Source organism: Sphingomonas sp. LaA6.9 (assembly GCF_022601895.1).
Lineage (GTDB): Bacteria > Pseudomonadota > Alphaproteobacteria > Sphingomonadales > Sphingomonadaceae > Sphingobium_A.
In genome coordinates, this window is the sequence record NZ_JAKVIO010000035.1 from 1 (window position 1) to 23,994 (window position 23,994).

Sequence of the window (23,994 nt, forward strand, 5' to 3'; positions counted from 1 at the left end):
CCTCGGCGAAGAAATGGGTTTCAACCGGAATCTTCTTCGCCTTCAGCGCGTCGCGCAGAAGAAGCGAATTTTCGATCACCACCGACAGGTCATCCTCGGCATGAACAAGGAAGCAGGGCGGGGTGTCCACAGCGATATTGAGGTGCGGCGCATGCGCGGCCTCGATCGCGGGCGTGGCATCGGTGCCGATCAGGTTGCGGCGCGATCCCTCATGCGCCGTCGGCAGGGTCATCGAGATAACGGGGTAGATCGGCGCCGCAAGCGCCGGGCGCGGCGAAAGCCGGTCCGCGGCGTCGACGGCGGCATAGGTCGGGGTGGCGAAGCGCGCGGCAAGGTCGGCGCACAGATGGCCGCCCGCCGAAAAGCCGAGAGCGGCGACACGCTCCGGGTCTATGCCATAATGCGCGGCGCGGTGCCGGATCAGTCGCATTGCGCGCTGCGCATCCGAAAGCGGCGTGTCGGGGCCCGCCGCCCAGCCTTGATGCGGCAGGCGATAGAAGAGGACGAATGCGGTGATGCCACGCTCGGCGAGCCACCGGCCGAGCTCATAGCCCTCCTTGTCGATCACCACCCAGCTATAGCCACCGCCCGGCGAGATCAGCACCGCCGCGCCATTGGGGCGTTCCGGCCGGAACACCTCCATTCGCGGGCGCGAAATTCCGAGCATGGCACGATCGTGCAAGCCCGGATCGGTGCTGCGTTCGTTGATCGTTTCGACGGGCGGTTTCGCCGGCATCCCGGGCGCACCGTTCGGCCAGAGCTCGATCGTCTCGTTCGGCACCTGCGCGCTGGCCGGGAGTGACGGCTGCTGCGCTCGAGCCCGTGCAGCAAGTCCAGCGGCTGCAAGACTGCCGAGAAGCGCGGTGCGCCTGTCGAGTGTCATGGCAGCGCCCGATAGCTGAAATTGGCGAAGCGCGCCTCACCCGCGCCAGCCGCATAGAGCGCGGGACGCAGGCTCAGAAAGTCATAGGCCACATTATGGTGATAGCCCGAGACTTCCATCTGGACGTCGAATTTCTGCCAGCTCGCACCCTTGTCGGTGCTGGTGTGGATCGTCAGGATATTGTGGTCGTTGGTGAGCCTCAGCCGTAATGCGCGAACCGCGCCCGTCGCGGTGTCGCGCTGCCCCGGCACCGCGCCGCGCGGGCGCTGCAGCCCATAGCGGTGCATCACCAGCCCCTTGTCGCCGAGCCCGAGCCCCGCATAGAGGCGGCGGTTGTAGAAGAGCAGCATCCCCGCCTCGGCGCCCGGATCGACCTCGATATCCGCCTCGAAACGGTAGGCCTGATCGCCCGCGAGACAGGTAATGGGCGAGCAGTCGCTCGGGCTGGTCCCCTTGCCTTTGACATGCAGCACGTCGCCCGCGCGCCGCACGCGTTTCATCTCTTCGGGTTTCGGATCGTAGAAGCTCCACTGGATGCCGAACTTGTCCTTCGAGAAGTCGTCGCTGAGCGGCATGCCGTGCGGCTGGGGTCCCAGATCGACGGGCTTGGCGATGGGATTCGAAAGGTCGCCGCCCAGCGGCTTCACCCAGCCATCGGCCGTCCATTCGATCGGCTCGAGCAGCGTCTGGCGACCGAGCGTCCAGTAGCCGTTCTCATAGCCGTGATAGATCATCCACCATTTGCCGCCGGGGCCCTCGAAGATCGTCGCATGCCCGCGCGACCACCATTTCTCGGCGGCCGACTTCGTCTTGATGACCGGGTTGTTGGGCGCGTTCTCCCAGGGACCATCGACCGAGCGCGAACGCGCCATGATGACCATGTGCCCCGTGGGCGGCCCCGCAGTGCCGCCGACCGCGAGGATCATGTAATACCAGTCGCCACGCCTCAGGATCTTGGGGCCCTCGGGTGCGAAAGTCTCCACTACCCAGTCTTCTGGGTAGCGCCAGGGGTCGTAGACATGCTCGACCGCGCCCACCGTCGACAGCCCGTCGGGCGCCAGCTTCACGCGGTCGCCGCCCGACAGGAACAGCCAGCGGGTGCCGTCGCTGCCTACTGCATGGCCGGGGTCGATATGGTCGGGCAGGTTGAGGTCGATCGGCTCCGACCAAGGGCCCTCGATGCGCTCGGCATGGATGACATAGGTCGACTTGCGGTCCGGAAAACGCGCGGGGATATAGCAATAGAAGCGCCCGCCATGCTTCACCAGCTCGGGCGCCCAGACCGAACCTATCGGCGTTTTCAGCGCGGCGGTGATCGGGCGCCAGTTCACCAGATCGCGCGAATGCCAGATGACGATGCCGGGATAGGCGTCGAAGCTCGAAAAGGTGAGGTAATAATCCTCGCCGTCCCTGAGGATCGTCGGATCGGGGCGATCGCCCGCAAAGACCGGATTGAGGAAGCTGCCATTGCCGAGATCGGCCTTGCGCTGTCCCTCGAAGCCCTGTGCCCAGCGCATGTCCGCATGCGGATCGAGCGCGCTCGACGCGGCCGAGCCCTGTGCACGCGCTCCGGGAATGAGCGGCAGCAGCCCGGTGGCCGCCAGCGCCCTGAGGCTGTCTCTACGATCGAACACTTCACTCTCCCAAAGCAAAGGCCAGCCCTGCCACAGCGATTTCTAGTCAGATGGATTCATCTGGCGACTCGGAAATCGCCGTGAATCAAGATCATGGAGCGGTCGATCCGACGCAGTTGGATCGACCGCTCCATGGTGCGAAGGCTGGCCAGTCATCATTTCATGCGGGGAAGCGCACGAAGATCACATCTTGTACCGCGCGCCGAACAGGATGGTGCGGCCGAAATGGTTGAACTCGTAGTTGCGGTTGGCGTCCTCATCGGTCCAGCGGTCGCGATACTCGTCGGTCAGGTTGACGCCTTCCAGCGAAAGCTCGATCTGCTCGGTGATCTTGTAGCGAACCGATGCGTCGACATTGATCGTCGAGTTGTAGCCCTCGAAGATGTTGCCGGTGCCGCTGTTCTGATCGACATAACCGCTGCGATAGCTGACCGATGCACGCGCACTGAACTTGTCGTCCTCGTAATAGAGCGTGCCGTTATACGCCTGCTTGGACACACCGAAGAGCGTCGAGGTGCGCGTCTCGTTGATCAGTGCGCCGCCCGGCACCACCGCAGGCCCCGCAACCACATAGTCCGCGTTGGAGTCGACGAAGGTCGCGTTCACGATGCCGCCGAAATGCGACCAGAAGCCCGGCAGGAAGGTGAAGGGCGCCTGCAGCGCGATTTCGACGCCCTTAAGGCTCGCGCCCGCGCCGTTGGTGATCGAGTTGATTGTCCAGAGCTGTCCCTCGGGATTCTGTCCGGCAGGCGAGCTGGGCGGAATGATCGAAGTCGGCAGACCCGTCGAGGCGAAGGTGCCGCTGCGCGTTTCAGCGACCGGGAAGCTCGCGACGTCCTTTTTGAACAGCGCGACCGAGAAGATCGATTGCGGTGCGAAATACCATTCGAACGCCAGATCATAGGCGGTGGCGCGGAACGGATCGAGGAACGGGTTGCCGAAGTTCACGCGATAGTTGAAGCCGTCGACGGTGCCGCCGGGCGTGAGGTTGCCCAGTGTCGGGCGCGTCACGACATCGGCGATCGCCGCCCGAATGATAATGTCCTCATGCGGGAACAGCGCGAGGTTCGCCGAAGGCAGCCAGTCCTCATAGCTGCGTTCGACGGTGACCGCGGTGCCGCTGCTCAGGCCCGTGGAGGACTGGTCGGTCTTCACATAGCGCATACCTGCATTGGCGGCATATTCGAGCCCGAAGATATCGCCCTTGCCATTGAACTCGAGATAGCCGCCAGTCACCTTTTCGACGACGCTGCGCGTATTGCCCGCATCGACCGTGAGAGGACGTTCATACAGCTTCGTAAAGGCCGTGCCCGTGTCCAGATTGGGGATCAGCCACTGCGTTGTCGTGCCCGCCGGTGCTCCGGCCCTGCGCAGCGTGAACAGCTGGGAAAGCTCGGGCGTTGCCTGGAAGCCGTAGACGGCGGTCGGCCCGACATTGGTGTTGGGCGTGCAGGTGATCGTGCCCAGCACGAGGTCGCGCCCGCCGGCATTGGGGCAAACCACGGTGTCGCGCAGGAAGCCCTCGGTGTCGAAGCTGAACCGGCGATAGACGCCGCCCGCCTTGACCTGGAAGCCGTCGGTCACGTCCCATTCGGTCCGCAGCTGGACCGTCCGGAACTTGTTGACCGTATCCGAGGGGCGGTCGCGGATTTCGGCGAGCTGGAAATTGGCCGGATCTGTGACACTGGTGCCGAAGGTCAGGACCGGATGGCGCGAATTGGTATAGTCATAGTGATAGCCCTGCGCATCACGGTCGTCGAAGACCAGCGTCGTCTCGACGGGGATGCTTGCGTCGGACTTGGAGAAGCCGCCGAGCAGCGTGAAGCGGAAGCTGTCCGACAGCTCCTGATCCCAGGTCGCGCCTGCTTGGTAAAATTCGGTCTTCGACTTGCGCAGATAATGCTCGGTGCGCACCCAGGCGTCGTTGAAGGTGCCGCTGATGAGATTGTTGTCGGCGTCGATCGTATAATCGGTCACGTCGATCGAGCGCTCGTTGCTGCGGAACAGCACTTCGCCCCATTTCTCCTCGCGCGTCTCCTTGAAGCTCGAATAGAGGCCGTCGATCGAGAGCTTGGTGCGGTTGCTCGGCTCCCACTGGATGCTCGCGGTCAGGCCCAGCCGGTCGCGATCGTGACGAATCTCGCCATAGCGCGGGATGCGCGGATGGAACGCAAGCGAGACCGCGTCGCAGGCCGCATTGCGTCCAGGCGTGTAGACACCGCCGCTATTGGGGCGCGGCGTGGTGCTGGTGGCGCTGGCGAACCAGCATGGCGTTCCATTCACCGAATCGAAGCGCGCCTGCGCCCAGCGGACGGTGTTGTTGCCCATCTCGAGCGTCTCGCCCTGCTGATAGGCCGCCGATATCGAGGCGCCGAAGGTGCCGTCGGGCGATTTCCAGCCGATGAGTCCTGCGAGCCGCGGCCCCAGATCCTCGCTCAGCGTGTTATATTGCGCCTGCGCCGACGCGACGAGCGTCAGCCCGTCCTTGCCCCCCAGCGGATTGCCCGTGTTGAGGTCGACCACCGCGCCCAGCGAGCCTTCGTCGAGCGAAGCCTCGGCGGTCTTGTGCACGACGATCGAGTTGAACAGCTCGGACGCGAAGACGTTGAAGTCGAAGGCGCGGTCGCGGTTCGCGCTCGCGCCGTCGGTTGAGGTGGCGACCGTTTCCAGCCCGTTGACGCGGACGCGCGTAAACTGCGCGCCAAGGCCGCGCACCGAAATCGCGCGGCCTTCGCCGCCGTCGCGCTGGATCGAGATGCCGGGAATGCGCTGTAGCGATTCGGCAAGGTTCTGGTCAGGGAACTTCGCGATGTCCTCGGCGACGATCGCGTCGACCGCGCTGACCGAATCGCGCTTCACGTCGAGCGCCGCGTCGAGCGACGCGCGAAAGCCCGTGACGATGATCTCTTCGGCGTCAGCCCCTGATTCCTGGTCTGCGGGGGCGTCCTGTGCGCTCGCGCCGGTGGCGGCGAGCACGGTGACGGACGCTGCGCACAATAGCCGCAGCGCGGCGCTCGAACCCTGATGGCGATTGATCACCCGCATTCCTCTTCTCCCCTTGTGCCGTCGCTTTGTCCGACGGTCCAGTCATTCCTCACCGGTTATGACACCGGTATCTATCCGAGTCGTGACAACGCATTTCGATGCGCTCCCGCGACATAAATTGGGGGAGTTCGGGCTGTTTCGCGGTGCGGCGGCCCCATCCTCTCCCTGTGCGCCGCATTTGATGCGGTCTTTTTCCGGTCATTTGCGTCTAAGTAACCGGTGTCATAAGGACATTGAGACGAACCCCCTTCTATGTCAAGAAGGCAATGAGAGAGAGGATGACGTTATGCGGTTGATGTTGTTTCTGTGCCTCACACTGGCGGGTGTCGCCCCTGCAGCCGCGCAAAAGCCGGCATTTCCTGGCGCGGCTGGCTGGGCGGCAGAGACCAGGGGCGGGCGCAGGGGCCGCATTATCCGCGTGACCACGCTCAATGCCGATGGGCCGGGCAGTTTCAGGGCTGCGGTCGAGACGAAGGGGCCAAGGACAGTGGTGTTCGAGGTTGCTGGCGTCATCGACCTCGGGCGCTCGACGCTGACGATCACCGAACCCTATCTGACGATCGCAGGGCAGACTGCCCCGTCACCCGGAATCACGATCATTCGCGGCGGGATCGACCTCAAGACGCACGACGTCATCGTCCGGCATATCCGCGTGCGCCCCGGCGTCGACGGGCAGGCCAAACGCAGCGGCTGGGAGGTCGACGCCTTCTCCACCATCGGCGCCTATAATGTCGTCGTCGATCACTGCACGATGACATGGGGGCTCGACGAGAATCTCTCCGCCTCGGGCCCGCGCTTCACCGGGAGCACGCCAGCGGACTGGCGCAAGGGGACGTCGCACAACATTACCTTCTCGTACAATCTGCTTGCCGAGGGGCTGGCGGATGCGAGCCATCCCAAGGGCGAGCACAGCAAGGGCTCGCTCATTCACGACAATGCTACGGGCATTCTGATCTACCGCAATGTCTATGCGCATAATGTTGAGCGCAGCCCGCTCCTGAAGGGCGGGGTGCAGGCCGCGGTCGTCAACAACCTGATCTACGATCCCGGCAAGCGCGCTGTGCACTATAATCTGATGGCGCTCGAATGGGCGGGACAGCCCTATCAGACCGGCGAATTGTCGGCGGTGGGTAATGTGATGCGCGGCGGACCCTCGACCGATGAGGGGCTGCCCTTCCTGATGCTCGGTGGCGATGGCGATCTGCGCTATCACGGCCGCGACAACATCGCGGTCGACAAGCATGGCAAGCCGTTACCGATGTTCGGGCGCTATGGCGAGACGCGTGCGAAACTGATCGAGGTGGAAAAGCCGGTCATCTGGCCGCAGGGTCTCGACGTGCTGCCCGCGCGCGATGTCGAGACGCATGTCCTCGCCAATGCCGGTGCGCGTCCCTGGGACCGCGACGAACACGATATCCGTGTGCTCTTCTTCGTCGCCGAAGGCCGCGGCGAGATCATCGACGACGAGAAGCAGGTCGGCGGCTTCCCCGTGTTCGCGGAAACGCGCGCGCCCTTTGTCGAGGCCGACTGGAACCTCGACACGATGGAACCCAGATCGGGGCGCTATCCGGGGCAGAAGGGGCCGATCCAGGAAAACCAGTCGGCGCGCGACCGCGCGATGCGCAACTGAGGTTGCAGCGAGTTGCCCACTTCGGCCAGGTCGCGATTAAGTGATGAGCTTTTTCACGTGCGGCTGACCTTCCTGAACTTCGTCCGATTTCGGACAATGGCGCAATAAAAAGACCCCGCCGGATCGCTCCGGCGGGGCATGAAACGCTCGGGCCTGCGGGTCAGGCGGCCGCGTGCGCCAGCGCGGCGAGCAGCAGCAGCGCCACGATGTTGGTGATCTTGATCATCGGGTTCACCGCGGGGCCCGCGGTGTCCTTGTAAGGATCGCCCACGGTATCGCCCGTCACCGCGGCCTTGTGGGCTTCGCTGCCCTTGCCGCCGTGATGGCCGTCCTCGATGAACTTCTTGGCATTGTCCCAGGCGCCGCCGCCCGAGGTCATCGAGATCGCGACGAACAGACCAGAGACGATGACGCCGAGCAGCAATGCGCCAAGTGCCGCAAAACCATTGGCCTGCCCCGCGATCGCTGTGATCGTGAAATAGACGACGATCGGCGCGAGCACCGGCAGCAACGAGGGGATGATCATCTCCTTGATCGCCGCCTTGGTGACGAGGTCCACCGTCCGGGCGTAATCGGGCCGGCTGGTGCCGTCCATGATGCCCTTGTTGCTCGCGAACTGCTCGCGCACGTCCTTGACGACGTCGCCCGCCGCGCGCCCCACCGCGGTCATCCCCATCGCCCCGAACAGATAGGGCAGCAGCGCGCCGAGCAGCAGCCCGACGATCACATAGGGGTTCTCGAGGCTGAAGCTCACCTGCAGGTCGGGGAAGAACTCGCGAAGGTCGGTGGTGTAGGCGCTGAACAGCACGAGCGCTGCCAGCCCCGCCGAACCGATCGCATAGCCCTTGGTCACCGCCTTGGTGGTGTTGCCCACCGCGTCGAGCGCGTCGGTCTTCTCGCGCACACTGTCATCGAGCCCCGCCATTTCGGCGATGCCCCCGGCATTGTCGGTGACAGGACCGTAAGCATCCAGTGCGACGACCATGCCCGCCAGCGCGAGCATCGCAGTCGCCGCGAAGGCGATGCCGATCAGGCCTGCCAGCGAATGGCTGATGATGATGCCCGCGATGATCACGAGCGTCGGCAGCGCGGTCGATTCGAGTGAGACCGCAAGACCCTGGATCACATTGGTGCCGTGGCCCGTCTCGGAGGCCTTGGCGATGCTACGGACGGGGCGGTAGTTGGTGCCCGTGTAATATTCGGTGATCCACACGATGAGCCCGGTGACGCCGAGGCCCACGATCATGGACCAGAACAGGTCCATGCCGGTGAACGCACCCTCACCCGTGAGCCCGCCGCCGATCGCGCGGTTCATGTCGCCCAGCGTCTGCCAGGTGACGTAGTAGATCGCGGGAACCGAAAGGATCGCAGTGGTCCAAAAGCCCTTGTAGAGCGCGCCCATGATCGACTGGCTCGAACCCAGCCGCACCATATAGGTGCCGATGATCGAGGTGATGATGCACACGCCACCGATTGCAAGCGGCAGGCTCATGAGCTGCATCAGCTCCTCGCCACCCGTCTGGACGAGCAGTGCGGTCAGCACCATCGTGGCGCCGACGGTGACGACATAGGTCTCGAACAGATCGGCGGCCATGCCCGCGCAGTCGCCGACATTGTCGCCGACATTGTCCGCAATCACCGCGGGGTTGCGCGGATCGTCCTCGGGAATGCCTGCCTCGACCTTGCCGACGAGGTCGGCGCCGACGTCCGCAGCCTTGGTGAAGATGCCGCCGCCGAGACGCGCGAAGATCGAGATGAGCGAAGCGCCAAATGCCAGCGCCACGAGCGAGTCGATGACGAGGCGGTCATCGGGAAGATGCCCCGCGACCGAGGTCAGATACCAGAAGAACACCGAGATCGCGAGCAGTGCGAGGCCGGCAACAAGCATCCCCGTGATCGCGCCCGCGCGGAAGGCCACGGTCAGGCCGCTTTGCAGGCTGGTGCGTGCGGCCTCTGCAGTGCGGACATTGGAGCGCACCGAGATGTTCATCCCGATGAACCCCGCCGCGCCCGAGAGTATGGCGCCGATCAGAAAGCCGACGCCCGAGGTGAGCCCGAGGAAATAGGTGACAAGGATTGCGACCACCACGCCGACCATGGCGATGGTGCGATACTGGCGTCCTAGATAGGCCTTTGCGCCTTCCTGGATCGCGCCTGCGATTTCCTGCATTTTTTCGCTGCCCGCGGGGGCAGCCAACACCTGGCGACTGGTTATGAAGCCATAGAGCACGGCCAACAGGCCGCACGCTATGGATATGGTGACTACGGTCATCCGGTATCCTTCCCCTTTTATTCTTGGAAACTGCGTTGAGACTTCAAGAATATTGGCCCGCTGATTTTTATTTTCGGGCTCGGGGCAAAGGTATGAGGTGCGATTCGCGATTAGGCAAGCGCGTACAAGGATGTAAGTTAGTCGTGCATATAACCGAGCTTGCCAGGAAGCGGGACGGCGCCCGTCCGGTCAACGAGCGCCAGACCGGCGCCCGCGGAAAAACGGCCAACGCGCGTCGCGGCGACGGGGAGGACGGCGTCACATGGTGCCGCAAACAGCAACTGATAATCGTCGCCCGCGGTGGCCGCGCTCAGCCTGAGTGCGCGCGCTTCAATCTTTTGGCCGGCAACCTCGGAAGAAAGCGGCATGGCCTCGAGGTCGATCTCGACCGCCAGCCCGCTGGCTTCGGCCATGCGCTGCGCGTCGATCAGCAAGCCGTCGGATATGTCCATCATTGCGTGGACATGCACGGCGAGCGCCTGCCCCTCGGCCAACAACGGTCGGGGCCGGCGATAGGCGGTAATCGGAGCGGCAGGGGCGGGCTCGCCCGCCTGCAGCAGCGCCAGTCCATATCCTGCCTCGCCGATCGTCCCTGTGACCCAGAGCGCGTCGCCTGCCTGCGCACCATCGCGTGGCGGGGCGCCGTCGCTCGCCTGCCCGATTGCGGTCAGCCCGAACGCCCGTGGCGCGCCTCTTGGCAGCGAAACGGTGTCACCACCCAGCAGCGGGGTCTCAAACGTTTCGAGCACGACACGCAGCCCGTCGATAAAGCGCGCATCCCAAGCGCTGTCGCCCGTCAGGCCATAGCCCATCAGCACGCCGATCGGTCGGGCGCCCTTGCCCGCGAGGTCGGAAAGATTGACGGCTGCGAGCTTCCACGCGACATCCTCGGGTGGATCGTCGGGCAGGAAATGCACGCCCTCGACGATCATGTCGTGCGTGCAGACAATCGCCGTACCGCCAATGTCGAGCACGGCCGCATCGTCCATCAGCCCGCGCGCCGCGGGGTGCGTCGCGATGCTTCTCAGCGCTTCAATGAATGTGGCTTCGCTCATTGCCCTCCTTTCGGGCTCGAGCGGCGCTCACCCCCGCACGTCCTTCGCGATCGCGTCGAGCAGGCCGTTGACGAAGCCCGTCTCGCGCTTGTCGTAGAAGGCGTGCGCGACGTCGAGATATTCGTTGATGACGCTCGCGGTGGGCACGTCGGCGCGCGCCAGTAGCTCATAGGCGCCCGCGCGAAGGATCTGTCGCATCGGTTTGTCGAGCCGCGCGAGCGACCAGCCCTCGGCCAGTTTGCCGCCGACCAGCGCGTCAATCTCCTCGCGGCGCGCGTCGACGCCCTTCACGACATCGTCGAAGAAATCGACCTCGGCATCGGCATATTCGACGTCCTCGATCGTCGCGCCGAGCCGGTGCAGGTGGAACTCGTGGAGAAGCGCCGCGAGCGGGGTCTTCTCCATCTCGAGCTGATAGAGCGCCTGCACCGCGGCGAGGCGGGCGGCGGAACGGGCTTTGGATCGGGTCATCTTAGTCGGATTCCAACGGAAAGGGCATGGGCGGGAAGCCCCTCGGCGCCCGCGAGGGCAACCGCGGCGGGGCCGATCTTGGCGAGCGAGTTCTGGTCGCACGCGAGGAAGCTGGTGCGCTTCATGAAATCGAGCACCGAGAGGCCCGAGGAGAAGCGCGCACGGCGGCCCGTGGGCAGCACGTGATTGGGGCCGGCGACGTAATCGCCCACGGCCTCAGGGGTGTGACGGCCGAGAAAGACCGATCCGGCATGGCGAACCTTGTCGAACAGCGACTGGGCATCGTCGACCGCAAGCTCGAGATGCTCGGGTGCGAGCCTGTCGCAAAGCGGGATCGCGTCGGCAAGTGTCGGCACGACGACGATCGCGCCATTGTTCGACCAGCTCGTTCGCGCGGTCGCTTCGGTGGAGAGCTGGCTGAGCGCACGCTCGACCGCGTCGGCGACGCGATCGGCAAAGCCCGCATCGTCGGTGAAGAGGATCGACTGGCTGGTCGGGTCATGCTCGGCCTGGCTCAGCAGGTCGGCGGCGATCCAGTCGGGGTCGTTGGCGCCATCGGCGACGACGACGATCTCGGAAGGCCCCGCGACCATGTCGATGCCGACCACGCCGTAAAGCTGGCGCTTGGCCTCGGCCACCCAGGCATTGCCCGGCCCCGTCACGACATCGACGGGCCTGATGCGTTCGGTGCCATAGGCAAGCGCGGCGATCGCCTGCGCACCGCCGATGCGCCACACCTCATCGACCCCCGCAAGCGAAGCGGCGGCGAGCACCAGCGGATTGACCGCGCCGTTCGGGGTGGGTGTCACCATCACCAGCCGTTCGACCCCCGCGACCTTGGCGGGAATCGCATTCATCAGCACCGAGGAGGGATAGGCAGCCCTGCCGCCCGGCACATAGACGCCCGCGGCATCGACGCCGCGCCAGCGCGAGCCGAGGCGCACGCCCGCGCTGTCGACGCTTTCGCTGTCCTGCGGACGTTGCTTTTCGTGGAAATCGCCGATCCGTGCGGCGGCGAGTTCGAGCGCGATACGCAGCTCGTGGTCGAGTTCGTCGAGCGCGGCACGGCATGCTTCGGCCGATACGCGCCAGCCTGTCGCGTCGAGATCGTGCCGGTCGAATTGCAAGGTCAGCGCATGGAGCGCGGCATCACCCTCGGCGCGCACGCGCCCAAGGATCGCGGCGACATCGCGCGAGACATCGGCATCGCTTTCGCGCCGCGCATCGACCAGCGCCGCGAACGCGTCGGCAAAGCCCGGATCGCGCGCGTCGAGCCTAAGCGGCATCCTTGCCTCCCGCGGCCTTGCGGAACGCCTCCACCAGCGGCGCGATTTCGGCGGCACGCATCTTGAAGGCGGCGCGATTGACGATCAGCCGCGCGGAGACCTGCGTGATCACCTCGACCTCGACCAGCCCGTTTTCCTTCAATGTCTTGCCCGAAGAGACGAGGTCGACAATGCGGCTCGACAGGCCGAGCTTGGGCGCAAGTTCCATCGCGCCGTTCAATTTGACGCATTCGGCCTGCACGCCGCGCGCCTCGAAATGCCGGCGGGTCAGATTGGGATATTTGGTCGCGACGCGGACATGGCTCCAGCTGCGCGGATCGTCGCGGCTCGCAAGGTCGGCGGGCTCGGCGATCGAGAGGCGGCAATGCCCGATTCCCAGATCAACGGGCGCATAGAGCTCGGAATAGTCGAACTCCATCAGTACGTCCGAACCGACGATGCCAAGTTGCGCAGCGCCGTGTGCCACGAAGGTCGCGACGTCGAAGGCGCGCACGCGGATCAGCGAGATGCCGGGATGGTTGGTCGCAAAGCTCAGCGCGCGGCTGCTCTCGTCCGAGAACGCCGCTTCGGGCACGATTCCCACCTCCGCCAGCAGCGGAAGGGCTTCCTCGAGAATCCGTCCCTTGGGAACGGCGATGATGACGGGTTGGGCCATGACGCTCGCGGCTTTACTTGTGCGGGCGCGATAGGGCAACTGGAGCCATGGTTCCCAAGGCAGCGCCCACCGTCCTCGCCACTTTCCGCGCCCAGGCCGAGGCCTGCCGTCAGATGGACGCGCCGCTCACCGCGCGGATCATCGACGCCGCCGCCGATCTGGCGGACGAGACAACGCTGACCGGCCGGCGCATCCTGCAGGTCGTCGATCATTCGGGCTATGGCGAGGCGACGGGGTTGCGGCTCGCGGGCGGGCTCCACGCGCTGGCGCGCCGCGGTGATGTGGCGGAACTCAGCGCCTTCTACACGCGCAAGGCCGATGACGCGCACAAGGCGGTCAGAGCCGCGCTGGAGGCACGCGACGCCTGGCTTGCCGACTGGCTCAACCTGCCTCCCCAGACCAACGAAACCGCGCGCAGCGCCGCAGTGATGGCGGGGATCCTTGTCGCCGCGCGTCGTTTCGGGCTGCCCTTTCGCCTGTTCGAACTCGGCGCGAGCGCGGGGCTCAACCTCAATCTTGGCCGTTACCGTTTCGATCTGGGGGGCGTGATGGCGGGAGATCCCGAATCGCCGCTGGTCTTCAGGCCCGAATGGCGCGGCGCCCCGCCGCCTGTGGCGCCCGTCTCGATCCTGTCCGCGCGCGGCGTAGACATCGCCCCGATCGCGACCGACACGCCCGAGGCGCGTGAGCGGCTGATCGCCTATATGTGGATCGACCAGCCCGAACGGATTGCGCGGATCGAGGCAGCGCTCGCGATTGCCGGGCGCCATCCCCCGCAGGTCGACCGCGGCGATGCCGCCGACTGGACCGAGGCACGGCTTGCTGAGCCGGCGGTGCCGGGCACGATGCGTGTCGTCTATCATACGATCGCCTGGCAATATTTCCCCGAAAACGCGCGCGGACGCATCCGCGCCGCGCTCGATCGCGAAGGCGCTGCGGCCACCGACACCACACCGCTCAGCTGGCTCCGGCTCGAGGTCAATGACGACCGCAGCGCTTACGAGCTCAGGCTGACCCAATGGCCGGGCGGCGAGGAACGGCATCTCGCCGACGCGCACCCGCATTGTGCATGGATCGAATGGCGGGATTAGGCGGGAATCCGTGCTTCCAGGAAATCCCTCAGCGCTGCTGTCACTGCGTCAGGATTCTCCCATGGCACGAAATGCCCCGAATCGACCTTCTCAACTTTCAGGTCGGCGCACAGCGCATCGAGCCCCTCGAGCTGGCTCGGCAGCAGCGCCTTGTCGCCGATTCCCCAGATGACGAGCACGGGCATCTGCAGGACGGGGAAGGGGCTGTCGAGCCATGCGGGGCGCTCGGGCGTCTCGTCCATGGTGGGCACCACGATCGCCGAGGCGCGATACCAGTTGAGCATCGCGGTCATCGCGCCGGGCTGTCCCCACTGGTCGAGATAGACCGCCTTCTCGTCGGCGATCTTCTCGAAGTCGGTATGCTTCATGAAGCTGCCGTCGAAGAACTTCTCCAGCCCGATGCTGGCGATGTGCGCCTCGAGCGCGGGATTGCGGAAGGTGCGGATATATTGGCTCGCCTCGCGCTGCGCCATGTCGTCGAACAGTGTGCGCTGGAAGATCAGCGGGTGCGGCGCATTGACGATGACGAGCCGCGCGACGCGCTCGGGATGCTTAAGCGCGGCCATCCATGCGATCGCGCCGCCCCAGTCGTGCCCGACAAGCGTGAACTGCCCCACGCCGAGCGCATCGGCGAGCGCGATCAGGTCGGCGACGGTGTTGTCGGGCGCGTAATCGGACATGTCGGCAGGCTTTGACGAGCGCGCAAAGCCGCGCTGGTCGGGGGCGACCACGAAATAGTCTCCGGCAAGCGCGGGCATCTGGTGCCGCCATGTCCGGTGCGATTCGGGAAAACCGTGGAGAAAGAAGATCGCGGGATTGGCGGGATCGCCGCCCAGCGTGACATCAAGCTCGACACCCGTGGGCAGTGCGAAGCGCTCGGTTCTCAGTTCGGCCATTCTTCTCTCCGCTCGATCTTTCCCTTTGTCACAGGGATCAGGGATAGCTCACCGTCTTGGGGATTTCGGGGATCGGAATGAACTCCTTCTCGTCGCCCGGAACCTTGGGGAAATTGCCTTCCTTCCAGTCATGCTTGGCCTGGTTGATCCGCTCGCGATCGGAGGACACGAAATTCCACCACACATGGCGCTGCGCTTTGAAGGCCTCGCCGCCGCACAGCATCACGCGGCCGCCCGCCTCGGAGGTCAGCGTCGCGGCATGGCCGGGCCTCAGCACATAGAGCGTCATCGGCTCGAGCTTCTGCCCGTCAAGCCGCGCCTCGCCGAGCGCGACATAGACCGCGCGCTCATCGGCATCGGCGTCGATCGGGACCATGCCGCCCGCGCCGAGCACGATGTCGGCATAGATGGTGCCCGCATAGGTCGTGGTCGGCGCGGTCTTGCCCCAGAGCGTGCCCATGATCACGCGCGCCTGCACGCATTCGTCCTCGACCACGGGGAGCGCGGCGCGCGCGACATGCTCGAAGGCGGGGTCCATTTCCTCATTTCGCTCGGGCAGCGCCAGCCAGGTCTGGATGCCCGAAAGTTCGGGGCCGGCGGCGCGTTCGGCCTGGGGCGAGCGTTCGGAATGGACGATGCCGTGACCCGCAGTCATCAGATTGACCGCGCCCGGCTCGATCGTCTGGAAGGTCCCGAGCGAATCGCGGTGGTCGATCGCGCCCGCGAAAAGATAGGTTACCGTCGCAAGGTTGATATGCGGATGCGGTCGGACGTCGATGCCACTGCCCTTGTCGAGCACCGCCGGCCCCATCTGGTCGAAGAAGATGAAGGGGCCGACCATCGTCCGCGGCTTCGATGGAAGCGTGCGGTGGACCTTGAAGCCCCCCAGATCGTGCGTCACCGGCGTGATCGTCTGGGTGAACAGGTCTTCGGTCACGGTCACTCTCCCGGTGCGGTAGCCCTGATCGCAAGCGCATGGACACGCTCGCGCAGCAGGTCGCCCAGAGCATGGTTCACCATGCGCTGGCGCGCAAGCCGGCTCTGCCCGGCAAAGGCGGCGCTTTCGATCTCGACGGTGAAGTGCGATTCGCCGCTGCCATCGTCGCCCATATGGCCGTGATGCTTCGCGCTGTCGTTGATCACGGCGAGGCGTGCGGGGGAAAGGGCGGCGGTCAGGCGCTGCTCGATTTCTGCGGCCACGGGGCCTTGGGTTGGGGCGGTCATCGCCCCTATATAGGCAAGTCGACAAGGATCGGGAGCCGTTTTGGGCGAGCAGCAGGAAGAGGGACGCAGGAAACAGAGCCGCTTCCACGGCCGCGTGGAAGGGAGCGGGCGGGCTTGTGCGCGCCCCGGATGCCCCGAGCCCGGCGAATTTCGCGCGCCCGGCATGCGCGGCCCCGGATTTGACGGCCCGGGCGACTGGCAATGGCTCTGCCTCGAGCACGTCCGCCAGTTCAATCAGGGCTATAATTTCTTCACGGGCATGAGCGCCGACGAGATCGCCGACGCGCAGCGCCCCTATGCGGGATGGGAGCGCGAGACGCGCGCCTTTTCGTCCAATGGCGCCGACCGGCCGCCGCGCTGGGCCGATTTCGACGATCCGCTCGACGCGATCGGCGCGCGCTTTCGCGAGCGCATGCAGGCCGAGGCGGCTCGCAAGGATGGCAAGCCGTTGTCCGCCGAAGACCGCAGGGCGATGAAGACGCTAGGGCTTGGCCTTGATGCGGATCGTCGCGAATTGCGACGTCGCTATACCGAGCTCGTTCACCGCTATCATCCTGATCGCAATGGCGGCGACAGGTCTCACGAACGGGCTTTGCAGGATGTGATTTCGGCTTATACGAGGCTCAAATCCGCCCCCGCCTTCGCCTGACAGGACGCGTATCATGACCGATATCCCCAACGCCCAGCCCGACAGTCGCGCCGACACCGTGCTCGACGCGCCCGACAAGATGGTGAATGTACGCGATCTGTTTGGGCTCGATACAGACATGGAAGTGCCCGCGTTCAGCGAGGCGGATGAGCGCGTTCCGGATCTCGATCCCGCCTATGTCTTCGATCCCGACACGACCCTCGCGATCCTTGCGGGCTTTGCCTTCAACCGTCGCGTGATGGTGCAGGGCTATCACGGCACGGGCAAGTCGACGCATATCGAGCAGGTGGCCGCGCGCCTCAACTGGCCGTGTATCCGCATCAATCTCGACGCGCATATCAGCCGGATCGACCTGATCGGCCGCGACGCGATCGTGCTGCGCGACGGCCAGCAGATCACCGAGTTCCGTGAAGGGCTGCTCCCCTGGGCGTTGCAGACCCCGACGGCACTGGTCTTCGACGAATATGATGCGGGCCGTCCCGACGTCATGTTCGTGATCCAGCGCGTGCTCGAGACCGAGGGCAAGCTGACCTTGCTCGATCAGAACCGCGTGATCCGGCCAAATCCGTATTTCCGCCTGTTCGCGACCGCCAACACGATCGGGCTCGGCGACACCTCGGGCCTCTATCACGGCACGCAGCAGATCAACCAGGGCCAGATGGACCGCTGGAACATCGTGGTGACATTGAACTATCTGCCCGCCGCGACCGAGGCGCAGATCGTGCTCGCCAAGTCGGGCGAGTATGACAAGCCCGAGGGCAAGCAGGCGGTCGACAATATGGTCAAGGTCGCCGACCTCACGCGTCAGGGCTTTATTGCGGGCGATATCTCGACGGTAATGAGCCCGCGCACCGTGATCACCTGGGCGCAGAACGCACTGATCTTCAAAGATATCGGCTTCGCCTTCCGGCTTTCGTTCCTCAACAAGTGCGACGAGGCGGAGCGTCCGCTGGTGGCCGAATATTATCAGCGCGTCTTCGGCAAGGACCTGCCCGAAAGCGTGGTGGGCAAGGCGCCCTGACGCGTCGATGGCCGAGCAGACGCCCCTTGACCGGTTCCGCAACGTCCTGACGGGCGCATCGCGCGCGATCGCGCACGAACCCGAGGTCGAGCTGGCGTTCACCGCCGATGCGCCGGTGGCGGCGGGCAAGAATCTGAAGGTGCCGATGCCGGCGCGCAGCCTGCCGCCTGAGCAGGTGGCCGAGGCGCGCGGATTTGCCGACGGCTTTGCGCTCAAGCTCAGGCACCACAATGCCGCGCTTCATGTGAAGGCAGCACCCGCCGAGGCCGTTGCACGCGCAGTCTATGACGCCGCCGAGCAAGCGCGCGTCGAGGCGCTGGGCGCGCGCGCGATGGACGGCGTGAAGGCCAACCTCACCCATGCGCTCGAGATGCGGATGCGTTCGGATCCGATCACGCGTGCGCGTTCCCGCGAGGAGGTGCCGCTGTCGACCGCGGTCGGGCTGATGGTGCGCGAGCGGTTGACCGGGCAGGCGGTACCCGAGGTCGCGGTTCCGGGGCTCGCGATGGTGCGCGACTGGATCGAGGAGAAGGGCGGCGCCGATCTCGACGCGCTCGCGCTGCTCGCCGACGATCAGGCGGCCTTCCAGAAGCTCGCCACGCAGTTGCTCGAGGATCTCGAACTCACCGAGGGCGAAATGACCCCCGACGACGCCGACGACGGCGGCGACGAGGATGAAGGCGAGGACCAGGAGGAAAGCGAAGGCGAGGAGGGCGACGACGAGTCGAGCGGCGCCGAGGGACAGCAGGACGCGCGCGGCGAGCCTGACAGCGGCGAGACGGGTGAGGGCGAGCAGAGCATGGCCGACGAGGACATGCTCTCCGACATGGACGCCGAGGCCGATGGCGAGGGCGAGGAGGGCATGATGCCCGTGCGCCCCAATCGCCCGCTCTCCGACTTCTCGCCGCAGTTCGACTACAAGGCATGGACGACGCGCTTCGACGAGGTGGTCGAGGCCACCGAACTGTGCGACGAGGATGAACTCGGCCGGTTGCGCGCCTATCTCGACCAGCAGCTGATCCATCTCCAGGGCGCGGTCACCAAGCTCGCCAATCGTTTGCAGCGCCGGTTGATGGCACAGCAGAACCGCAGCTGGGACTTCGATCAGGAAGAAGGGCTGCTCGATGCCGCGCGGCTGGCGCGCGTCGTCATCAACCCTACGCACTCGCTGTCCTACAAAATCGAGCGCGACACGGATTTTCGTGACACCGTCGTCTCATTGCTGATCGACAATTCAGGTTCGATGCGCGGGCGGCCGATCTCGATTGCCGCGATCTGCGCAGACATCATGGCGCGCACGCTCGAGCGTTGCGGCGTGAAGACCGAAATTCTCGGCTTCACGACGCGCGCATGGAAGGGCGGGCAGTCGCGCGAGGATTGGCTGGGTGCCGGTCGGACGCCGATGCCCGGCCGGCTCAACGACCTGCGCCATATCATCTACAAAAAGGCCGATGAACCCTGGCGGCGCGCGAAGAAGTCGCTCGGGCTGATGATGCGCGAAGGGTTGCTCAAGGAAAATATCGACGGCGAGGCGCTCCTCTGGGCGCATAACCGCATCGTCAATCGCCCCGAGGAACGCCGTATCCTGATGGTGATCTCCGATGGAGCGCCCGTCGACGATTCGACGCTGTCGGTGAACAGCGGCAGCTATCTCGAAAAGCACCTCCGCCAGGTCATCCACTGGATCGAGAATCGCTCCTCGGTCGAGCTGATCGCGATCGGGATCGGTCACGATGTCACGCGCTATTACCAGAAGGCGGTGACGATCATGGACGCCGAGCAGCTCGGCGGGACGATGGTCGAGCAATTGGCGGGGCTTTTCGACACAGGCTGATGGGGCGACACGCCGCCGCCTGACACTCGAAAGGGCCGGAACCTGTGGCTCCGACCCTTTCGGCCCCGCTACGCAACCCGGGGAATTGATCCTTCCGGCTTAACGGCAGCGGCTGTCCGATTTATCGATCGCACGGCCTGCCAAGGCACCGACGCCAGCGCCGATGATCGCGCCAGCTGTCTTGTCGCCGTAGCGGCCGACCACCTCATGGCCCAGCAGGCCGCCGGCAACCGCACCGATGATCGTGCCCGTCGTGCCATCACGATGGCAGGGATAGGCATTGCTGCGATAGTAGCGCTGTCCGCGATAGCCGCGATTATAGCCGTTGTTCCCGTAGTAGCGGCCATTCCGATAATAGCGGCCGCCATCATAATCGCGGTAATAGCCGTCGCGCGCCATGGCGGGGGCGGTGGGAACCACCATCGAGCCTGCGCCCATGGCAAGCGCGGCACCAACAAGGCTCAGTTTCTTAAGCATGACCAAAACTCCTTACGCGACCAAGCCGTTTTTCGGCCGGCATCGACCCGGGGGCAGAGCGGCTCATCGACTGATGCCCTTATGGCGCGATTCGGTTGAGCGCGTCCTGAACGCGCTCGTTATCTGATGTTCAGCCTCGATATTGGTCGCGTGGGTGGCATCGTTGGTGCGAAGGATGATTTGATCGGCGCGCGATATCGGGTATTTGCGCCAGATATGCTTCGTTCACTCCTATCCACTTCGATCAAGGTCGCAATCCCCGCGGCGCTCGCATTTGGCGGACCGGCTTTCGGTCAGGCAGTTGCTCCCACGCCCGCCTCGCCCCCGGCGGCAAATCCGGTGACACCTCCGCTCGTGCCCTTTGTGGTGCAGCCGCTGCCGACGCTTTCACCGGCGCAGGCGGCTTTCCTCGCGACGTGGCTGCAGAATGGTGCGGATCAGGGGCTGACAACGGACCCCGTGCAGATATCGCCATCGGGCGGCGATGCGCTGGTGAGATCGGTGCTTGATCGCGCGCGCGCCTTGCACGGCGGCCGTGTCGGTACGTCGGATTTTCTCAGCATCTGGGCGATACGTCCGGCGCCCTATGATCCCCTGCCCGCCTTTGCAAAGGCGGTTGCGGAAGATCGGCTGCCGCAGTGGACTGCGAGCCTGACCCCGCCCTATGCGGGCTATGACGGGCTGAAAAAGGGCCTTGCTGCCTATGAGGCGATTCGCGACGCGGGTGGCTGGCCGAAACTCGACGCCAAGGCCGGGCCTGACGCGATCCGCGCCCGGCTTGCGATCGAAGACAAGAGCATCACGTCCAACGAAAGCCTTGTCGACGTCATCCAGCGCGCCCAGCGTCGCTACGGCCTCAATCCCACCGGCCAGCTCGATGCGCGGACGCTCGCCGCGCTGAACGTGCCGGTGGAAGACCGCATCGCGGCGATCATGGCGAATATGGAGCGGTGGCGCTGGTTGCCACGCGAGCTTCCGGTCAATCGCGTGCAGGTGAATATTGCGGCGGCGGTTCTGACCGTGTTCGAGGGCGATTCTCCGGTCGCCTCGATGCGCGCGGTGACGGGGCGCCCGGGCAACGAGACGCCGATGATCGCATCGAGCATCCATTCGATCGTCGTCAATCCGCAATGGAACGTGCCGACCTCGATCGCGACCAAGGAGTTGTGGCCCAAGGGGCGAGCAGCACTGCTGCGCGAAGGCTACAAGATCGTCGGTACGCCCGAAAAGGGGCAGCGCATCGTCCAGCCCTCGGGCCCGGGCAACGCGCTGGGAAGGCTGAAGTTCGACTTCGACAACCCGTTCGCGATCTATCTTCACGACACGCCGGCCCGCGCAAAGTTCGCGAGCTATGATCGCCTCGCCAGCCATGGCTGCATCCGCCTCGAAAAGCCGCTGCCGCTTGCCGAATTGATGTTGAAGAACGATCCGATATTTTCGGGGCAGGTCCAGACGGTGATCGACGCGGGCAAGACGCAGCGCGTCAAATTGCCGCAGGAGGTTGCGGTCTATCTGCTCTACTGGACCGCTTTCGCCAGCGCCAACGGAACGATGAACTTCCGGGCCGATCCCTATGGCTGGGACAAGCTGCTGGCCGAGAAGATCGAGGCGTCGAGCCGTCGCGCCGCCGCGCTAGCAACAGCATCGAAGGAACAGTGACCATGCGTATCGCACTTCTCTCTCTTGCCGGAGCACTGGCACTCGCGGGATGCGGACGGAGTGAACCCGAACCCGACGAGGGCAACTTCGACAACGCAGCGATCGAAGCTCCCGCCCCCGATATCGAGATGCCAGCGGAAAATCTGGCGACGCCCCCGGAAAATGTGACGAACGCTGTCCCACCGGCGGCGCCACCGCCCGAATTCACCGAGGACGAGCAGATGCTCGATGACGCCGACGCGACGGGGCTGACCGCGCGACTGCCGCAGAACGAGACGGAATCACCCAGCCCAACCGAGAACGAGGCGCGACCTGCCGAATAGGCCTGTTGTTGGATGATTAACGGCCTGATGATATAGTATGCACATGGATCGTCGTACGTTTTCAAGACTTGCGCTGTCGGGGATCGGCCTTGCCATGCTGCCGCGCTCGGTGGCGTTCGGGGCTGCAGCAAAGCCGGCATCACCCCTGCCTGCGCCTGCGCCCGCACCGGTGGTGCCTGCGGCAGCCGCGCTGTCGCCGCCGCCGGCATATGCCGCAACCCCCTATGCGCGGCTGCTCGACCGTGCCCGCGCAGCGCTGGACAACCATGGTGGCGCCATTGCGCTGCGCGATCGTGTCGCACTGGCCGATTTCAGTGCGGCTTCGCGCGAACTGCGCTTCCACATTGTCGATCTGGTGGCCGGGCGGGCGAACTCCTATCTGGTAGCCCATGGCCGTGGGTCGGATCCCGCGCATTCGGGTTGGCTCCACAGCTTCTCCAACGAGCCGGGGTCGCTTGCGACCTCGGACGGGGCCTATCGGACGGGCGAAATCTATTACGGGATGCATGGCGCCGCGATGCGTCTCGCGGGCCTGGAGGTGCGCAACAGCAATGCCGAGGCGCGCGCCATCGTGATCCATGGCGCCGATTATGTGAGCGAGAATCAAATCGCCACCTGGGGCAAGCTCGGTCGCAGCGAAGGCTGCTTTGCGGTCGCGCCGCACATTCTACCTCATGTCCTTGGCCAGCTCGGGTCGGGGCGGCTGCTCTACGCCGACAAGGTCTGACGCCCATCCCATGGAGCGATCGGCCAATGCCGCGCATGTGCCGCTCCCGCACGAACGCGGTTCACTGGGGCGTTTCGCGATCCCGGGCGCCATCTCGGCGGTGATGCTCCGTCTGCTGATTTTTCCCGTGCTGCCCTTGCTGTTCGTCGGCCACTATTCAGGGCCGCCGCGCCGGCCGGTATTGGGAGGCGATGTGCGCGTCGAGGCGCAACCGATCGTTCTAGATGCCCGCGATCCGGAGCGCAGACAGATTGGTCCGCTGGTGTTTCTGGGCGGATGGGAACTGAAAGGGCGCGACGATGCCTTTGGCGGCTTCTCGGCCATGGCGACAACGAATGGACGCCTGCAATTTCTGACCGACGCGGGAGGCCTGGTCAACCTGAAGATCGACGGCGCCGGACGGGTCGAGAATATTCGTTTCGCAGATCTGCCCGGCGGGCCCGGACGGGGTTGGCTCAAGGAGGATCGCGACACCGAATCGATGGCCCGCGATCCCGAAACCGGCCGGGTCTGGATCGGCTTCGAGCGCGTCAATGCGATCTGGCGCTATTCGCGCGACCTGAAGCGGGTTGAGGCCAGCGCACAACCGTTGGCGATGCGCGACTGGCCCGAAAATGGCGGCGCGGAGGCGATAGTGCGCCTGCGCTCGGGGCGCTTTCTGGTTTTTTCCGAGAGGGCAGGTGCCAGCAACACGGCACCGGGTTTTCAGGCGCTTGCTTTCGACCGTGATCCCACCGACCCCGCTGCCCAGGTGACACGCTTCGCTTATCGCCCGCCCAGGGGCTATCGCGTGACCGATGCGGTTGAGATGGCGGATGGCCGCCTTCTGTTGCTCCACCGAAAAATCGCTTTCAGGCCATATCTGTCAGCCAGGCTGACACTCCTCGATCCTTCGGAAATTCGTGCGGGAGCGGTGCTGCTGGTGCATGAAATCGCCCGTTTCGACCCGCCGCTGGCGGTCGACAATATGGAGGCGATGGCGCTGGAGGAGGATGGCCGTGGCGGGCAGATTCTGTGGATCGCATCGGATGACAATTTCCGATCGCCGTTCCAGCGCAACCTATTGCTCAAATTCGCGCTTATGCCGATTCCCGCCTCGTAGCGCGTACATGCCAAAAGCGGCGTCTCGCTTGCGCGAGCGCCGCTTTCGAGAACGCCTTGT

Annotated in this window: 21 protein-coding genes; 9 read left to right on the forward strand and 12 right to left on the reverse strand. The window is 65.1% G+C overall.

Annotated elements, in window-relative coordinates:
* The 3 genes from MKI88_RS15955 to MKI88_RS15965 all read right to left on the reverse strand — a co-directional run.
* Positions 1 to 883 (reverse strand): alpha/beta hydrolase (locus tag MKI88_RS15955; RefSeq protein WP_241632389.1); only part of this gene is annotated, 883 nt, incomplete at its 3' end.
* Complete coding sequence (locus tag MKI88_RS15960; RefSeq protein WP_407073369.1) at positions 880 to 2,517, reverse strand: family 43 glycosylhydrolase; 1,638 nt, start codon at positions 2,515 to 2,517, stop codon at positions 880 to 882. The genes MKI88_RS15960 and MKI88_RS15955, both read right to left, overlap by 4 nt.
* A gap of 183 nt (positions 2,518 to 2,700) precedes the next feature.
* A complete protein-coding gene (locus MKI88_RS15965; RefSeq protein ID WP_241632390.1) occupies positions 2,701 to 5,562 on the reverse strand; it encodes a TonB-dependent receptor in 2,862 nt (953 codons plus the stop codon).
* A gap of 295 nt (positions 5,563 to 5,857) precedes the next feature.
* On the opposite strand from MKI88_RS15965, the gene MKI88_RS15970 reads away from it, so the two are divergent.
* Complete coding sequence (locus MKI88_RS15970) at positions 5,858 to 7,192, forward strand: polysaccharide lyase family 1 protein (RefSeq protein WP_407073371.1); 1,335 nt, start codon at positions 5,858 to 5,860, stop codon at positions 7,190 to 7,192.
* 160 nt (positions 7,193 to 7,352) lie between these two features.
* Here the strand turns inward: MKI88_RS15970 and MKI88_RS15975 are convergent, their stop codons facing one another.
* The 5 genes from MKI88_RS15975 to hisG form a co-directional block, all read right to left on the reverse strand.
* Complete coding sequence (locus MKI88_RS15975) at positions 7,353 to 9,464, reverse strand: sodium-translocating pyrophosphatase (RefSeq protein WP_241632392.1); 2,112 nt, start codon at positions 9,462 to 9,464, stop codon at positions 7,353 to 7,355.
* Between the two features lie 137 nt (positions 9,465 to 9,601).
* Complete coding sequence (gene thiL / locus MKI88_RS15980) at positions 9,602 to 10,519, reverse strand: thiamine-phosphate kinase (RefSeq protein ID WP_241632393.1); 918 nt, start codon at positions 10,517 to 10,519, stop codon at positions 9,602 to 9,604.
* 27 nt (positions 10,520 to 10,546) lie between these two features.
* On the reverse strand, positions 10,547 to 10,990 hold the full coding sequence (gene nusB, locus MKI88_RS15985) for a transcription antitermination factor NusB (protein ID WP_241632394.1): 444 nt from the start codon (positions 10,988 to 10,990) through the stop codon (positions 10,547 to 10,549).
* Positions 10,987 to 12,276 carry a histidinol dehydrogenase gene (hisD, locus tag MKI88_RS15990; RefSeq protein ID WP_241632395.1) on the reverse strand — a complete coding sequence of 430 codons (1,290 nt, stop codon included), beginning with the start codon at positions 12,274 to 12,276 and terminating at the stop codon, positions 10,987 to 10,989. Before hisD ends, nusB begins: the two co-directional genes overlap by 4 nt.
* Positions 12,266 to 12,931, reverse strand: a complete 666-nt coding sequence (hisG, locus tag MKI88_RS15995) for an ATP phosphoribosyltransferase (protein WP_241632396.1) — start codon at positions 12,929 to 12,931, stop codon at positions 12,266 to 12,268. Before hisG ends, hisD begins: the two co-directional genes overlap by 11 nt.
* A 47-nt stretch (positions 12,932 to 12,978) precedes the next feature.
* Between hisG and MKI88_RS16000 the strand changes: the two genes are divergently transcribed.
* A complete protein-coding gene (locus tag MKI88_RS16000) occupies positions 12,979 to 14,022 on the forward strand; it encodes a DUF2332 domain-containing protein (protein ID WP_241632397.1) in 1,044 nt (347 codons plus the stop codon).
* On the opposite strand, the gene MKI88_RS16005 is transcribed toward MKI88_RS16000, so the two are convergent.
* The 3 genes from MKI88_RS16005 to MKI88_RS16015 are packed head-to-tail and all read right to left on the reverse strand — an operon-like array spanning position 14,019 to position 16,142.
* Positions 14,019 to 14,918, reverse strand: a complete 900-nt coding sequence (locus MKI88_RS16005) for an alpha/beta fold hydrolase (protein ID WP_241632398.1) — start codon at positions 14,916 to 14,918, stop codon at positions 14,019 to 14,021. The genes MKI88_RS16000 and MKI88_RS16005 overlap by 4 nt on opposite strands.
* 37 nt (positions 14,919 to 14,955) lie before the next feature.
* A complete protein-coding gene (locus MKI88_RS16010; RefSeq protein ID WP_241632400.1) occupies positions 14,956 to 15,855 on the reverse strand; it encodes a pirin family protein in 900 nt (299 codons plus the stop codon).
* Between the two features lie 2 nt (positions 15,856 to 15,857).
* Positions 15,858 to 16,142: a BolA family transcriptional regulator gene (locus tag MKI88_RS16015; RefSeq protein WP_241632402.1), complete on the reverse strand. Its 285-nt coding sequence runs from the start codon at positions 16,140 to 16,142 to the stop codon at positions 15,858 to 15,860.
* A 40-nt stretch (positions 16,143 to 16,182) separates the two neighbouring features.
* Here MKI88_RS16015 and MKI88_RS16020 point away from each other — a divergent pair, with 40 nt between their 5' ends.
* The 3 genes from MKI88_RS16020 to cobT are packed head-to-tail and all read left to right on the forward strand — an operon-like array spanning position 16,183 to position 19,646.
* Positions 16,183 to 16,791, forward strand: coding sequence for a J domain-containing protein (locus tag MKI88_RS16020; protein WP_241632404.1), 609 nt, complete (start codon positions 16,183 to 16,185; stop codon positions 16,789 to 16,791).
* A 13-nt stretch (positions 16,792 to 16,804) separates the two neighbouring features.
* On the forward strand, positions 16,805 to 17,812 hold the full coding sequence (cobS, locus tag MKI88_RS16025; RefSeq protein ID WP_241632406.1) for a cobaltochelatase subunit CobS: 1,008 nt from the start codon (positions 16,805 to 16,807) through the stop codon (positions 17,810 to 17,812).
* 7 nt (positions 17,813 to 17,819) lie between these two features.
* Complete coding sequence (gene cobT, locus MKI88_RS16030) at positions 17,820 to 19,646, forward strand: cobaltochelatase subunit CobT (protein WP_241632408.1); 1,827 nt, start codon at positions 17,820 to 17,822, stop codon at positions 19,644 to 19,646.
* Positions 19,647 to 19,745: 99 nt separating this feature from the next.
* Here the strand turns inward: cobT and MKI88_RS16035 are convergent, their stop codons facing one another.
* The gene (locus MKI88_RS16035) at positions 19,746 to 20,123 is read right to left on the reverse strand and encodes a glycine zipper 2TM domain-containing protein (RefSeq protein WP_241632410.1); all 378 of its coding nucleotides are present in this window, start codon (positions 20,121 to 20,123) and stop codon (positions 19,746 to 19,748) included.
* Between the two features lie 216 nt (positions 20,124 to 20,339).
* Between MKI88_RS16035 and MKI88_RS16040 the strand changes: the two genes are divergently transcribed.
* Genes MKI88_RS16040 through MKI88_RS16055 form a run of 4 tightly spaced genes read left to right on the forward strand, consistent with a single transcriptional unit; the run spans position 20,340 to position 23,934 of the window.
* Complete coding sequence (locus MKI88_RS16040; RefSeq protein WP_241632412.1) at positions 20,340 to 21,782, forward strand: murein L,D-transpeptidase; 1,443 nt, start codon at positions 20,340 to 20,342, stop codon at positions 21,780 to 21,782.
* A 2-nt stretch (positions 21,783 to 21,784) separates the two neighbouring features.
* Positions 21,785 to 22,105 (forward strand): hypothetical protein, encoded by a 321-nt coding sequence (locus tag MKI88_RS16045; protein ID WP_241632414.1) that lies wholly within the window; start codon positions 21,785 to 21,787, stop codon positions 22,103 to 22,105.
* Positions 22,106 to 22,148: 43 nt separating this feature from the next.
* Positions 22,149 to 22,832 carry a murein L,D-transpeptidase catalytic domain family protein gene (locus MKI88_RS16050; RefSeq protein WP_241632415.1) on the forward strand — a complete coding sequence of 228 codons (684 nt, stop codon included), beginning with the start codon at positions 22,149 to 22,151 and terminating at the stop codon, positions 22,830 to 22,832.
* Positions 22,833 to 22,842: 10 nt separating this feature from the next.
* Positions 22,843 to 23,934 (forward strand): esterase-like activity of phytase family protein, encoded by a 1,092-nt coding sequence (locus MKI88_RS16055; RefSeq protein WP_241632417.1) that lies wholly within the window; start codon positions 22,843 to 22,845, stop codon positions 23,932 to 23,934.
* Positions 23,935 to 23,994: the final 60 nt, after the last annotated feature.

Excerpts from the sequence above, each read along its gene's own strand:
- hisD (WP_241632395.1), bottom strand. The coding sequence starts at position 12,276 with ATGCCGCTTAGGCTCGACGCGCGCGATCCGGGCTTTGCCGACGCGTTC.
- cobT (WP_241632408.1), top strand. The coding sequence starts at position 17,820 with ATGGCCGAGCAGACGCCCCTTGACCGGTTCCGCAACGTCCTGACGGGC.
- MKI88_RS15965 (WP_241632390.1), bottom strand. The coding sequence starts at position 5,562 with ATGCGGGTGATCAATCGCCATCAGGGTTCGAGCGCCGCGCTGCGGCTA.
- MKI88_RS16000 (WP_241632397.1), top strand. The coding sequence starts at position 12,979 with ATGGTTCCCAAGGCAGCGCCCACCGTCCTCGCCACTTTCCGCGCCCAG.
- MKI88_RS16055 (WP_241632417.1), top strand. The coding sequence starts at position 22,843 with ATGGAGCGATCGGCCAATGCCGCGCATGTGCCGCTCCCGCACGAACGC.
- nusB (WP_241632394.1), bottom strand. The coding sequence starts at position 10,990 with ATGACCCGATCCAAAGCCCGTTCCGCCGCCCGCCTCGCCGCGGTGCAG.
- cobS (WP_241632406.1), top strand. The coding sequence starts at position 16,805 with ATGACCGATATCCCCAACGCCCAGCCCGACAGTCGCGCCGACACCGTG.
- MKI88_RS15970 (WP_407073371.1), top strand. The coding sequence starts at position 5,858 with ATGTTGTTTCTGTGCCTCACACTGGCGGGTGTCGCCCCTGCAGCCGCG.
- MKI88_RS16035 (WP_241632410.1), bottom strand. The coding sequence starts at position 20,123 with ATGCTTAAGAAACTGAGCCTTGTTGGTGCCGCGCTTGCCATGGGCGCA.
- MKI88_RS16015 (WP_241632402.1), bottom strand. The coding sequence starts at position 16,142 with ATGACCGCCCCAACCCAAGGCCCCGTGGCCGCAGAAATCGAGCAGCGC.
- MKI88_RS16050 (WP_241632415.1), top strand. The coding sequence starts at position 22,149 with ATGGATCGTCGTACGTTTTCAAGACTTGCGCTGTCGGGGATCGGCCTT.
- MKI88_RS16045 (WP_241632414.1), top strand. The coding sequence starts at position 21,785 with ATGCGTATCGCACTTCTCTCTCTTGCCGGAGCACTGGCACTCGCGGGA.
- hisG (WP_241632396.1), bottom strand. The coding sequence starts at position 12,931 with ATGGCCCAACCCGTCATCATCGCCGTTCCCAAGGGACGGATTCTCGAG.
- MKI88_RS15975 (WP_241632392.1), bottom strand. The coding sequence starts at position 9,464 with ATGACCGTAGTCACCATATCCATAGCGTGCGGCCTGTTGGCCGTGCTC.
- MKI88_RS16005 (WP_241632398.1), bottom strand. The coding sequence starts at position 14,918 with ATGGCCGAACTGAGAACCGAGCGCTTCGCACTGCCCACGGGTGTCGAG.
- thiL (WP_241632393.1), bottom strand. The coding sequence starts at position 10,519 with ATGAGCGAAGCCACATTCATTGAAGCGCTGAGAAGCATCGCGACGCAC.
- MKI88_RS16040 (WP_241632412.1), top strand. The coding sequence starts at position 20,340 with ATGCTTCGTTCACTCCTATCCACTTCGATCAAGGTCGCAATCCCCGCG.